Raw genomic sequence first — 12,511 nt, 5'->3', positions numbered from 1 at the left:
CCTTGGTCTGTGTCAGTACCTTGCCCGCGCTCAGCTGAGATACTCGGTCTGAGTCGCACGGCAAAGGTCGTCGCAGGATAGAAGGAGAAGTCGGCATGGCACCCGAATATCGGATGATGGACGGCAATGAAGCCGCCGCCACCATCGCCCACCAGCTCAATGATGTAATTGCGATCTACCCGATCACCCCCGCATCTCCCATGGGGGAACTCTGCGATGCCTGGAGCGCATCCGGAAAAACCAATCTATGGGGCGCGGTCCCCGATGTGATCGAACTGCAGAGCGAGGCAGGCGCCGCCGGCGCTGTTCACGGCTCGCTGCAGGCCGGCGCGAAAACCTGCACCTTTACGGCCTCCCAGGGGCTGCTGCTTAAAATCCCCAACATGTTCAAGATCGCCGGAGAGCTGACGCCCACGGTGTTTCATGTGGCGGCACGTTCGGTGGCGACCCATGCGCTGTCGATCTTTTGCGATCACTCCGATGTGATGGCGACCCGAAGCACAGGCTTCGCGATTCTCTCTTCAAATACCGCCCAGGAAGCGATGGACTTCGCCTGCATCGCCGAGATGGCCACGCTGGAAGGGCGGGTGCCGGTGCTGCATTTCTTCGATGGTTTCCGTACCAGCCACGAGGTCAGCAAGGTGGAGCTGATCAGCAGCGAACAGCTGCGTGAGCTGGTACCGCCGCATCTGGTGCAGGCCTGTCGCGACCGAGGTATGTCGCCCAACCGCCCCGGCGTGCGCGGTACCTCGCAGAACCCGGATGTGTTCTTCCAGTCCCGGGAAGCGACCAACCCTTTTTATGCGGCCTTTCCCGGTATCGTGCAGTCTGCCATGGATCGCTTTGCCGCCATGACCGGACGCCAATACCGCACCTTCGAGTATGAGGGCGACCCGGAAGCGGAGCGGGTGCTGGTGCTGATGGGCTCCGGCGCAGAAACCGCGGCGGAAACGGTGGCGGATCTGAACGGCAAGGGCGAAAAGGTGGGCGTATTGAAGGTCCGTCTGTTCCGCCCGTTCGATAGTCAGCGCCTGATGGCGGCGCTACCGAAATCTCTCAAGGCGCTGGCGGTTCTTGATCGTACCAAGGAGCCGGGAGCCGATGGCGAACCGCTCTACAAGGATGTGGCTACGGCGCTGTTCCAGGCGTTTAATGCCGGCCAGATGGAAAACGGCTTACCGCGTATCGCCGGCGGACGTTTTGGACTCGGCTCCAAGGAGTTCACTCCGGCTATGGTTAAGGCAGTGTTCGATGGCCTTAAAGCCGGGCAGCTTGGCCCACAGTTCAGCGTCGGTATCGAGGATGATGTCAGCCAGCTAAGCCTGGCCTGGGACCCGGATTATCGCACCAACGCGGCAGAACACTGGACCCAGGCGGTCTTCTACGGCCTAGGAGCTGATGGCACCGTCAGTGCCAACAAGAACAGCATCAAGATCATCGGTGCCGAAGCGGAACGTTATGCACAGGGGCACTTCGTTTATGACTCGAAAAAATCCGGCGCGGTCACGGTTTCGCACCTGCGCTTCGGCCCCAAACCTATTCGCGCCGCCTACGAGATTCAGCCGGGGCAGGCGGACTTTGTCGCCGGTCATCAGCCGCAGTTTCTCGATCGTTACCCGATGCTGGAGCTGGCCCGTGAGGGCGCCACTGTTTTGATCAACACGCCGCTGTCCGGTGATAGCTTCTGGCAATCGCTGCCGGGGCAGGTACAGCGCACGATGCAGAAAAAGCAGCTTAAGGTTTACCTGATCGATGCCTATGCGGTGGCGCAGGAGGCTGGTCTGGGTAAGCGCATCAACACCATTATGCAGACCTGTTTCTTTGCCCTGGCGCGGGTGATCCCGAAAGAGGAGGCGATACAGAGCATCAAGGCCGCGGTGGAAAAAAGCTACGGCCGCCGCAGCCGCAGCATCGCCGATATGAATATCAGTGCCATCGATAATGCGCTCTCTCACCTGGCAGAGTTCAGCGTACCGGCCAGCGATGCCGGGCAGATACCGATGCGGGCGCTGGAGATCCCCGGCGTTGATCCTTTCCTGCACCAGGTGACCGCGGAGCTGATCGCGGGGCGGGGTAACGCTTTGCCGGTATCGAAACTGCCGGTGGATGGCGCCTGGCCTTCGGGTACCGCCCAGTATGAAAAGCGCGATCTGGCGCTGAATATCCCCCACTGGGAGCCGGATCTGTGCACCCACTGCGGCAAGTGCGTGCTGGTCTGTCCGCACAGTGTGATTCGTTCCAAGGCGTTTGATGCCGGGTTGCTGGACGGTGCGCCTGACAGCTTCCAGGCGGTGCCGATCAAGGGCGCCAAGGATTTTCCGCCGGATACGATGATCAGCTACCAGCTCTCACCGGAGGACTGCACCGGTTGCACGCTGTGCGTGGAGATCTGCCCGATCAGTGACAAGTCCAACGCCAGCCGCAAGGCGATCAATATGGTGCCCAAGCAGCAGACGCTGGCCGAAGAGAGTGCCAACTGGGAGTTTTTCAAACAGCTGCCGGAGTTTGACCGTACCCAGGTGAAGGAAACCACGCTCAAGGGCGCCATGTTGTATCAGCCGCTGTTTGAGTTCAGTGGCGCCTGTTCCGGCTGTGGTGAGACTCCCTACGTGCGCCTGCTGAGTCAGTTATATGGCGATCATATGCTGGTAGCCAACGCCACTGGCTGTTCATCGATCTACGGCGGCAACCTGCCGACCACGCCCTGGAGCTATAACGCCGAGGGACGAGGCCCCGCCTGGAACAACTCCCTGTTTGAGGATAACGCCGAGTTTGGCCTGGGGATGCGCGCCGCGCTGGACGCCCAGCAGGCTTACGCCCGTGCGCTGCTGGAAAGTCTTGCAGGAAAACTCGATGGGGCTCTTCTTAATGAACTGATTAACGCTGATGAGTCCAGCGAATCAGGCCTGGCGGCTCAGCGTGAACGGATCGCAACCCTGAAAGAACAGCTGGTGCAGTTGGACGATCCGGTGGCGCGTTCGCTGGAAGCCGTGGCCGACAAGCTGGCGCGTCATTCGGTCTGGATCGTCGGTGGCGATGGCTGGGCCTACGATATCGGATACGGTGGTCTGGACCATGTGCTGGCCTCGGGTCGTAACGTAAATATCCTCGTGCTCGATACCGAGGTTTACTCCAACACCGGCGGCCAGACCTCCAAGGCGACACCACGGGCGGCGGTGGCCAAGTTCTCCGCCGGCGGCAAGCCGGGGCCGAAGAAGGATCTGGCGCGCATCGCCATGGATTACGAGCATGTCTACGTGGCTCATGTGGCCTACGCCGGCAAGGATGTGCAGACCCTGCGCACTTTTCTTGAGGCGGAGAGCTATGACGGCCCGTCGCTGATCATCGCTTATTCACCCTGTATCGCTCACGGCTATGACCTGGCCGATAACCACGAGCACCAGCGCCTGGCGGTGGAGTCTGGGCACTGGCCGCTGTTCCGTTACGACCCACGTCGTGCCGCGGAGGGACAGAACCCGCTGCGGATGGATTCCAAACCGCCCTCAATTCCTTACAGCCATTTTGCCCGCACCGAGGCCCGTTTCAGTATGTTGAGCCGCACCCATCCCGAGGCGGCGAAAGAATTTCTGGATGCGGCCCAGCATGAGGTGACCGAGCGTTATCACCGCTACGCACAGCTGGCTGAACTGAGCTGGGAAGAGGTGGAGTCCCCGCCCGAAGATGAATCCGAGAATCCGGCAGCTGAGGAGAAATAATAATGACTAATCAATCTGAAGCGCGTCGGCTTGAAGCGCGTTACCTGGGGTTGGCGCTGAAGAGTCCGCTGGCGCCTTCCGCCTCGCCGCTGACGGCAACCTTCAACGGCGCCCGCGAACTGGAGGATGCTGGCGCGGCGGCGATAGTTATGCACAGCCTGTTCGAGGAGGAGTGCCAGAAAGATCACGCCATGCTGCACCAGTTTCTTTATGAGCAGGAGCTGGGTCACTCCGAATCCGACGGCTATCTGCCGGTGCCGGACACTTTCCGCACCGCCGAGGAGCGCTATCTGGATAACCTGGAGCGGATGAAAGCCTCGCTGGAGATTCCGGTGATCGCCAGCCTTAACGGCGTGACCCGCAAAGGCTGGGCGGAGCATGCCCGCCAGCTGGCTGCTGCCGGTGCCGATGGCCTGGAGCTGAACGTCTATTACATCGCCGCCGATGCGGAGGAGTCCTCCATGGATGTGGAGCGGCGCTACCTGGATATCGTCCACTCGGTGCGGGCATCGGTGCCCGATCTGCCGTTGGCGGTGAAGATCTCTTCCCAGTTCACCAGCCCGGTGCATTTCATCTCCCAATTGAAGCAGATCGGCGTGAACGCGGTGGTGATGTTTAACCGCTTTTTACAGCCGGAGCTAACGCTGGAAACCCGCAAGCTGCACCCGATGCTGGAGCTCTCACATGCCGATGAGCTGCGTGAGCGGCTGCGCTGGATAGCCATCGTGCGGGCGCAGGTGGCAATCGATATCGCTGTGACCGGTGGTGTCCATAGCGCTTCCGATGTGATCAAGGCGCAGATGTGCGGCGCCGATATCACCCAGATGGCCAGCGTGCTGATGCAGCAGGGGCCGGGCGTCATCCGGCAGATGGAAACCGAGATACTGGAGTGGATGGATCTGAACGAGTACGACTCGCTGCTGCAGCTTAAGGGCAGTGTGTCTTACCGTAATGCCGCGGATCCTTCGGGGTTTGAGCGGGCCAACTATCTCGAAACGTTGGATAGCTGGAGACCTTAGCTGACCGCTGCTCAGGTTGAGACGGGGGATGTAGCTCCAGCTACATCTCCCACTCTTTCATGATGATATGGGTTTTTACCCGCACCATCTTCGGGAACTGCTCGATCGCCTTGCGCAGGTCGATCAGCCGTTCCATGTTTTCCGCTTCCACGTAGAGCAGGATATCGGTATCACCGCTGATGCCACTGCACTTTTTTACCTCGGGAAAGGCGCGCAGGCGGACGATGTACTCTTCGTAGTGGCTCTCTTTGAAAAACAGCTCCAGGTAGGCGCGCACCGCAGGGGTGCTCTCGATCGAGACGTCGGCATGGTAGCCACGGATGATGCCGCGCTGCTCAAGGTGGCGGATGCGGTCGCTGACCGCGGTGCGTGACAGGCTCACGGCCTTGGCGATGGCCGTAACCGCCATGCGAGCATCACTGCGCAATAGCGCCAGGATCTGTTGATCGAACTTGTCCAACTCCGTTTTCTTCCTTTTTCTGTCTGTCCCTGAACGTCTCTTTTGAGGCGATCTTTACACGCGCTTCGGGCGTTTTGCCGGCGGCTGCATTATGAAGGTGTTTTCCGCCGAAATGCAGCTCAATGCCTGCGTCCTGCCAGCTCCCTCCAGCGAGGGCGAAACGTACTATATCAGCAGCTCTTATATCGGCCACTCTGGCAAACACCCGTGAAAGGCCCGGAGCCCCACTTCTCTGTTAAGCATTCTGTCTGGATCACACGCATGAGTCGATTGAACAAAGAGCTGAGCCTGCTGCAGGGCGTTGGCCTGCTGGCGACTTCGCTGCTCGGCAGCGGTGTTTTTATCGTGCCGGCAGCGGCCGCTGCCATAGCAGGTGAAGCCTCGCTCTGGGCCTGGCCATTGCTGACGCTGCTGGTGTTGCCGGTGGCGCTGACCTTTGCCGGGCTCGGGCAGAAATTTCCCCATGCCGGTGGTGCGCCAGCGCTGATTGGCCGTGCTTTTGGGCTGTCGATGGAGCGTAGCGTGGCACTGCTATTCCTGGCGGTGATCCCGGTGGGATTGCCGGCGGCGCTGAAAATGACCAGCGGTTTCTGGCACGCGCTTTACGACCTCAGCCCCGGCGAGGATATGACGATCCAGCTGCTGACGCTGGGTCTGATGCTGATACTCGGTCAGCGTCCGGCGCGCGCCTCGGGCCAGATTCAAACCGCTATCGCTGTGGCGATTATCGCTACCGTGGCGTCGTTCTGGTGGTTTGGCGACCTGCCGGTTTCAGATCAGCCGGTACTGCCAACGACGGATCTGAACTGGCTGGCGGTGCCACCGGCGCTGGCGCTGATGTTCTGGTGCTTTGTCGGTCTGGAGGCGTTTACCCATCTGGGTGAGGAGTTCAAGAATGCGCGGCGTGACTTTCCGCTGGCGCTGATGCTGGGCGTGCTGCTGGCCGGTGGCGTCTATTGGGCCTGCTCGGTGGCGGTGGTCAGCTTCGGTACTTTCGGCGATCAGCAGGCCAATGGGGCATCGCTGCCTAACCTGGTGGGGCAGCTCTGGGGCGAGCAGTGGCTCTGGCTGGCGGCGCTGATCGGTTACCTGGCCTGTTTTGCCTCGATCAACATCTACCTGCAGGGCTTTGCGCGTCTGCTCTGGAGCCTGGCGGATGAGGGCAAGTTGCCCGCAGCGCTGGCGCAGCGCAATCGTCAGGGTGTGCCGGCGCGGGCGTTCAACCTGGTGGTGCTGGCCTGTGCGGTCTGTGCGCTGATCGGCTGGTGGTGGGGGCTGAGCATCGAAGAGCTGATGCGTTATGCCAACGGCAACTTCATCCTGGTTTATCTGCTCAGTATGGCGGCGGGTTGTGTGCTGCTGACGGGCGTGTTCCGAATAGTGGCGCTGGTTGCCACGCTGCTCTGTGGGTTGGTGCTGCTGATGCTGGGCGCTCAGATGCTCTATGCGCTGGGTATTCTGTTTGTCTTCCTGCTGATCGGGCGGTTCAGCGGCTTGCGGCAAACGAGCGCAGCCCGCTGAAGACAAAGCGTTTGATATGGTCTGCGATCTCTTCGGCCGGGCGGGAGTAGATCGGCTGGATCGGGGTCGGCAGTTCCGGATCGATAATCAGCAGCATCAGGCAGGGAGACATCAGCCCGAGCAGGCCGTAAAAGCGTTTAGGGTCATCGCCTGGGATGCCGGTGAGCTCAGACAGCAGCGGCAGGATGATCTCGACCCGTGGTGTCGATTCGGTGGCGGTGATAGCGGGTAAAACCGGTGAGGGGGTCAGTATCTCCCGCGCCCAGACCCGGGTGTGCCAGCTGCGCTCTTCGATCAGGCTGTGAACCAGACCGTCGATCAGCTGCGCAAGTTTCTCCTCTGCGCTGCCATCGCCCCCAGCCACCTGCTTTAGATATTCCAGCTCCAGCAGATGGCTCATCACCTCACTGATTACCGCCAGGTAGAGACCATCACGACTGCCGAAGTGATAGTTCACGGCGGCCAGGTTGGCGCCGGCGCGCTTGCAGATTTCTTTACTGGTGGTGTCGTGATAGCCGCGCTCGGCAAACACCTGTCCTGCGGCCTCAATGATGCGGCTGCGGGTGGCCTCGCCATCGGTGCGGCTGCGGCGGGTCTGGGATTCGGGCTTGCGGGTCGGTTTCAGCATAAGGGCGATGCTAGCGGATAGTTTTCGGTGCGGCAAATAGTTTAAATTCGAATTTGAATTATAGTTATGTCGCGTTATGCTGATGGCATTCATAGGTGGTAACACGGAGTTCCCCGATGCGAAAAATCCTGCTCCCGATCCTGATACTGCTGGCGGCCGCCGGCTATTTAGGCTGGCACTACAGCCAGGCTGAGCGCAATGTCGGTGAGCTGGAGCTCTATGGCAATGTGGATATCCGCCAGGTCTCCCTGGCCTTTACCCAGAGCGAGCGTATCGACGAGGTACTGGCCGAAGAGGGCGACCAGGTCAAAAAGGGCCAGCTGTTGGCCAGTCTGGATACCCGCACCCTGGCGCTACAGGTGAAACGCACCGAAGCCGCCATTGCGGCGCAATAGCAGCAGGTGGCAAAGCTGCATAACGGCAGTCGGCCCGAAGAGATCGCCCAGGCGGCGGCTCAGTTCAGCGCTGCCGAGGCGGAGCTGGAGCTGGCGCAGAGTCAGTTGAACCGGCTGGAAGATGTAAAACGGCGCACCGATGGCCGTGGCGTCAGTGCCCAGGATATCGACACTGCCGCCACCCGCGTTCGCGCCGCCAGGGCGCAACTGGCAGTCCAGGCGGAGGCGCTTAAACTGGCGCAGACCGGCCCGCGCGATGAGGATATCGCCGCCGCCGAAGCCCAGCTGGAAACCCTCAACGCGGATCTGGCGCTGCTCAATCACCAGCTTGATCAATCCCGCCTGATCGCCCCCACCGATGCCCGTGTCAGAGCCCGTCTGCTGGAACCCGGCGATATCGCATCGCCGCAGCGGCCGGTGTTCACGCTGGCGCTGAACGATCCCAAGTGGGTGCGGGTCTATGTCAGCGAGCCGGATATGGGCCACCTCAAGCCCGGCATGCAGGCCAATATCTACACCGATAGCTTCCCCGAGCAGCCGGTGGCAGGCACTGTAGGTTATATCTCTTCGGTGGCTGAGTTCACGCCGAAAAACGTTCAGACCGAATCCCTGCGCACCGCTCTGGTCTATGAGGTGCGAGTGTTGGTGGATGATCCGGATAACCGCCTGCGCATGGGAATGCCGGCTACTGTGCGCATCAATCTGAACGCCTCTGCTGATACACAGAACGGACAGGCGCAATGAACCAGGCGGCGGCCTGTGTCAGCGCCACCGCGCTGTGCAAAGCGTTTGCGGATAAAAACGCCCGCACCCAGGTCGATGCGCTGAAATCGATCGAGCTGAATATCCCCACCGGCTCGCTGACCGCGCTGGTCGGACCCGATGGCGCCGGCAAAACCACGCTGCTGCGCCTGATGGCTGGCCTGATGAAGGCTAGCAGCGGCTCTTTGCAGGTATTGGGTTTCGATGTCTCCGCTGATCCTCAGTCAGTGCAGGACCGGATCAGCTATATGCCGCAGCGCTTTGGCCTGTATGAGGACCTCAGCGTGCAGGAAAACCTGGATCTCTATGCCGACCTCCACGGCGTGCCCCAGGCGGAGCGGCAAGAACGCTACCAGCGTCTGCTGCACATGACCGATCTGGCCCGCTTCACCGACCGCCTTGCTGGCAAGCTCTCCGGCGGCATGAAACAGAAGCTGGGTCTGGCCTGCACCCTGGTGCGCTCGCCGGAACTGTTGTTGTTGGATGAACCCACGGTGGGTGTCGATCCGCTGTCGCGTCGCGAGCTCTGGGAGATCATCCAGCAGCTGATCGATGACGAGCAGCTCAGTGTGATCGTCAGTACGTCTTACCTGGATGAAGCCAGCCGCTGCGACCGGGTCTACGTGCTCCACGGCGGCGAGATGCTGGCTCAGGGCACGCCGGATCAGCTGCGCCGCGAGGCCGATGACTGCGCCTTTCTGGCCGTGCCGGCCGAGGGTAAACCGCCCCGTGAACTCCAGGCGCGCCTGCTCGATGCCCAGGAACAGATTGTCGATGCCGTGCCCCAGGGCGGCGGTGTGCGCTTTGTTACTCAGCGCGATGTGGATAACTCAGCGCTGCAGGCATTGCTGGGCGGTGCCCACTGTCAGCCGCTGGAGCCGGATCTGGAAGATGGTTTTATGGTGCTGCTGCGTCGCCGTCTCGGCCCGGTGGAGGCGAACCCGGAAGCGTTCGAAGGCGATGGCGATGGCAGAAACGATGAGGTAGTGATCGAAGTACGCGATCTTGTGCGCAAATTCGGCGATTTTACCGCCGTGGCCAGTACTAGCTTCGATGTCCGCCGAGGTGAAATCTTTGGCCTGCTTGGCCCCAACGGCGCCGGTAAAACCACCACTTTCAGGATGCTCTGCGGTCTGCTGCCATCCTCCAGCGGCTCTCTGCAGGTAGCTGGCGTTAACCTGCGTACCGCCAGCGCCTCGGCGCGCAAGCGGATCGGTTATGTGTCCCAGAAGTTTTCCCTCTACGCCAACCTCACGGTGCTGGAAAACCTGCGCTTTTTCGGTGGCGCCTACGGTCTGCGCGGGCGTGCGCTGAAGCAACGAATCGACGCGATGCTGGATCAGTTCGATCTGCGCGGCCAGGAGAAAACCCCCAGCGGTCAGCTGCCGGGCGGATTCAAGCAGCGCCTGGCCATGGCGGCGGGGCTGATTCATGAACCGGAGATCCTGTTTCTCGATGAGCCCACCAGCGGCGCCGATCCGCTGGCGCGGCGGGCGTTCTGGCGGCGCATCACCGCCCTGGCCGAGGGCGGCACCACCATCGTTATCACCACCCACTTTATGGAAGAGGCGGAATACTGCGACCGTATTCTGATTCAGGATGCCGGCAAGCGTTTGGCGATCGGCACGCCGCAGCAGGTGCGTGAGCTGGTGGATGAAGAGGGCGGCCAGATGAGCATGGAGGATACCTTTATCGGTATCGTCGAGCGTAACCGCCAGTCTGATAAGGGGGCGGCATGACTCAGATTCAGACCCAGACCCAAAGCCGTTTTCTCACCCGCCTGCTGTCGTTGATCCGCAAGGAAACGCGGCAGCTTTTGCGTGATCGCAGCAACCTGCTGATCGGTATCGGCCTGCCGATCATCCTGATCTTTATCTTCGGCTATGGCGTTTCGCTCGATGTGCGCAATATTCGTCTGGCGCTGGTGCTCGATGACCGCTCGCCGGCGGCCACCGACTTTGTCTCCGGGCTGACCCTGTCACGCTATTTCAATCCGGTGCATGCCGATTCGGTAACGGCTGCCGAACAGATGATGCAGGCCGGAACGGTGGAGGGTTTTGTTCACCTGAGCAGTGACTTTGCCCGCGAACTGAGCGCCGGTCAGGCCCAGGTACAGCTGGTTGTTTCCGGCTCCGATGCCACCCGGGCCGGTTCCATCGTCAACTACTTCAGCGAACAGGTGGGGCAGTGGTCCATCAAGGCGGCGGATCGCCAGGGAGTGTCCAGCCCGCCAGGCCCTCGGGTTGAGGTGGTGGACCGGCTCTGGTTCAACGTGGCCAACACCAGCAGCTGGTTCCTGGTGCCGGGGCTGATCGTGCTGATCATGACGCTGGTGGGGACATTCCTCACCGCCATGGTGATGGCGCGGGAGTGGGAGCGCGGCACGCTGGAGGCGCTGTTCGTGACTCCTGTGCGGCCTACTGAGGTGTTGCTGGCGAAGGTCACGCCTTACTTCTTCGTCGGTATGCTAGGCCTTGGCCTCTGCATCATCGCTGCACGGGTACTGTTTGATGTGCCGATCGTCGGTGCGCCGCTGATGGTGGTGATCGGCTCCACGCTGTATATGCTGGTAGCGCTGGGGATAGGGCTGCTGATCTCGGCGGTGACCCGCAACCAGTTTCTCGCCAGCCAGATCGCGCTGCTGGCCAGCTTTCTGCCTGCGCTGATGCTGTCGGGGTTTGTGTTCGATATCCGCAACCTGCCGCTGGCGGTGCAGGTGATCTGCTATGCCCTGCCGGCCACCTATTTCATGGAGTTGATCCGCACCCTGTTCCTGGCCGGGGACTTCTGGCCGCTGATCATCAAGGACTGCCTGATCCTGGCCGCCTATGCGGCGGTGCTCCTGGGTCTGGCGCGTTTCGTTACCCGCAAGAGTCTGGATTAAGCCGATGACTGCCAGCCTGATCGCGTTTATCTACCGAGTCATCAACCTCTGCAACAAGGAGATGCTCGCGGTGCTCAAGGACCCGGCCAACCGGGTGATCCTGATTGTGCCGCCATTGCTGCAGAGCCTGCTGTTCGGCTACGCCGCCAACTTCGACCTTACCGATGTGCCCTACGTGGTGCTGGATCAGAGCAGTACGGAATCAAGCCGCACGCTGCTGGACAGGGTGGACGGTACCGGCGTGTTTCATCGCGTGGCGACGCTGCACAGCAGTGCCGAGATCGAGCGTTTTATCGGTAACGGTGAGGCGCTGATTGCGCTGCATTTTCCCAGCGATTTCGAGGAGCGGCTGAGCTCCGGTGATACTGCGCCGCTGCAGCTGATTGTGGATGGGCGTAATTCCGCCACCGGTAACTCGGCGGTGGGCTATGTACGATCCATCGTTGCCGGCTTTAATCAGCGCCTGAACCCGGAGACAGCGGTCTCTGTTGAGGTTGAAGCGCGCAGCTGGTTTAACCCCAATCTTGAGACCCGCTGGATCATCATGCCGGCGATGATCGCGGCGCTGAGCATGATCCAGACGATGATGCTGTCGGCGCTCTCGGTGGCGCGGGAGCGGGAGCAGGGCACCTTCGATCAGCTGCTGGTGACGCCGCACACGCCGTTCGAGATCCTGATCAGCAAGGCGATCCCGCCAATCATTATCGGCCTGGTGCAATCCACGCTGGTGTTGGTGGTGGCGCGCTACTGGTTTCATATCCCCATGGCCGGATCGGTGGGGACTCTCTACGCGGGTCTGCTGATGTTCACCATCGCCAGTGTGGGCGTGGGCCTGTCGATCTCGGCACTCTCCGCCAATATGCACCAGGCGATGCTCTATACCTTCGTGCTGATTATGCCGCTGATGCTGCTCTCTGGATTGGCGACGCCGGTGGCCAATATGCCGGACCTGCTGCAGACCCTCACTTACGCCAACCCGCTGCGCTTTGCGATCCATCTGGTGAGGGGAGTCTATCTGGAAGGGGCGCAACTGGGCGATGTCTGGCGGGATATGGTGCCGCTGATGCTGATCGCTGTTTTCACCTTACCGCTGGCGGCCTGGCTGTTCCGCCATCGCCTGATTTAA

Annotated in this window: 10 protein-coding genes; 8 read left to right on the top strand and 2 right to left on the bottom strand. The window is 61.0% G+C overall.

What is annotated here, in order from left to right:
- Nucleotides 1–95: 95 nt before the first annotated feature.
- Nucleotides 96–3,716, top strand: a complete 3,621-nt coding sequence (nifJ, locus tag C4S72_RS17435; RefSeq protein ID WP_104004471.1) for a pyruvate:ferredoxin (flavodoxin) oxidoreductase — start codon at nt 96–98, stop codon at nt 3,714–3,716.
- A 2-nt stretch (nt 3,717–3,718) separates the two neighbouring features.
- Complete coding sequence (locus C4S72_RS17430) at nt 3,719–4,735, top strand: dihydroorotate dehydrogenase-like protein (protein WP_104004470.1); 1,017 nt, start codon at nt 3,719–3,721, stop codon at nt 4,733–4,735.
- Nucleotides 4,736–4,775: 40 nt separating this feature from the next.
- Here C4S72_RS17430 and C4S72_RS17425 read toward each other — a convergent pair whose 3' ends face one another.
- Complete coding sequence (locus C4S72_RS17425) at nt 4,776–5,195, bottom strand: Lrp/AsnC family transcriptional regulator (RefSeq protein WP_104004469.1); 420 nt, start codon at nt 5,193–5,195, stop codon at nt 4,776–4,778.
- Between the two features lie 261 nt (nt 5,196–5,456).
- On the opposite strand from C4S72_RS17425, the gene yjeH reads away from it, so the two are divergent.
- Nucleotides 5,457–6,716, top strand: a complete 1,260-nt coding sequence (yjeH, locus tag C4S72_RS17420) for an L-methionine/branched-chain amino acid transporter (protein ID WP_104004468.1) — start codon at nt 5,457–5,459, stop codon at nt 6,714–6,716.
- Here the strand turns inward: yjeH and C4S72_RS17415 are convergent.
- Complete coding sequence (locus C4S72_RS17415) at nt 6,682–7,344, bottom strand: TetR/AcrR family transcriptional regulator (RefSeq protein ID WP_160115540.1); 663 nt, start codon at nt 7,342–7,344, stop codon at nt 6,682–6,684. The two genes, yjeH and C4S72_RS17415, sit on opposite strands and share 35 nt — an antisense overlap.
- Before the next feature lie 116 nt (nt 7,345–7,460).
- Between C4S72_RS17415 and C4S72_RS25940 the strand changes: the two genes are divergently transcribed.
- Genes C4S72_RS25940 through C4S72_RS17395 form a run of 5 tightly spaced genes read left to right on the top strand, consistent with a single transcriptional unit; the run spans nt 7,461 to nt 12,511 of the window.
- Complete coding sequence (locus tag C4S72_RS25940) at nt 7,461–7,739, top strand: HlyD family secretion protein (RefSeq protein WP_200826829.1); 279 nt, start codon at nt 7,461–7,463, stop codon at nt 7,737–7,739.
- A 6-nt stretch (nt 7,740–7,745) separates the two neighbouring features.
- Nucleotides 7,746–8,483, top strand: coding sequence for an HlyD family efflux transporter periplasmic adaptor subunit (locus tag C4S72_RS17410; RefSeq protein ID WP_200826828.1), 738 nt, complete (start codon nt 7,746–7,748; stop codon nt 8,481–8,483).
- Nucleotides 8,480–10,240 (top strand): ATP-binding cassette domain-containing protein, encoded by a 1,761-nt coding sequence (locus C4S72_RS17405; protein ID WP_104004466.1) that lies wholly within the window; start codon nt 8,480–8,482, stop codon nt 10,238–10,240. The genes C4S72_RS17410 and C4S72_RS17405 overlap by 4 nt, the downstream gene beginning before the upstream one ends.
- Nucleotides 10,237–11,385 (top strand): ABC transporter permease, encoded by a 1,149-nt coding sequence (locus C4S72_RS17400; RefSeq protein WP_104004465.1) that lies wholly within the window; start codon nt 10,237–10,239, stop codon nt 11,383–11,385. The genes C4S72_RS17405 and C4S72_RS17400 overlap by 4 nt, the downstream gene beginning before the upstream one ends.
- Before the next feature lie 4 nt (nt 11,386–11,389).
- On the top strand, nt 11,390–12,511 hold the full coding sequence (locus tag C4S72_RS17395) for an ABC transporter permease (RefSeq protein ID WP_104004464.1): 1,122 nt from the start codon (nt 11,390–11,392) through the stop codon (nt 12,509–12,511).

Origin of the sequence: Marinobacterium lutimaris (genome assembly GCF_900108065.1) — a bacterium.
Classification (GTDB): Bacteria; Pseudomonadota; Gammaproteobacteria; order Pseudomonadales; family Balneatricaceae; genus Marinobacterium_D; species Marinobacterium_D lutimaris.
The sequence above is the reverse complement of the archived record's forward strand: the minus strand, read 5'-3'. Positions and strand labels throughout refer to the sequence as shown.

Coding starts and splice junctions, on each gene's coding strand:
- nifJ (WP_104004471.1), top strand. CDS start 96: ATGGCACCCGAATATCGGATGATGGACGGCAATGAAGCCGCCGCCACC.
- C4S72_RS17430 (WP_104004470.1), top strand. CDS start 3,719: ATGACTAATCAATCTGAAGCGCGTCGGCTTGAAGCGCGTTACCTGGGG.
- yjeH (WP_104004468.1), top strand. CDS start 5,457: ATGAGTCGATTGAACAAAGAGCTGAGCCTGCTGCAGGGCGTTGGCCTG.
- C4S72_RS17415 (WP_160115540.1), bottom strand. CDS start 7,344: ATGCTGAAACCGACCCGCAAGCCCGAATCCCAGACCCGCCGCAGCCGC.
- C4S72_RS25940 (WP_200826829.1), top strand. CDS start 7,461: ATGCGAAAAATCCTGCTCCCGATCCTGATACTGCTGGCGGCCGCCGGC.
- C4S72_RS17405 (WP_104004466.1), top strand. CDS start 8,480: ATGAACCAGGCGGCGGCCTGTGTCAGCGCCACCGCGCTGTGCAAAGCG.
- C4S72_RS17400 (WP_104004465.1), top strand. CDS start 10,237: ATGACTCAGATTCAGACCCAGACCCAAAGCCGTTTTCTCACCCGCCTG.
- C4S72_RS17395 (WP_104004464.1), top strand. CDS start 11,390: ATGACTGCCAGCCTGATCGCGTTTATCTACCGAGTCATCAACCTCTGC.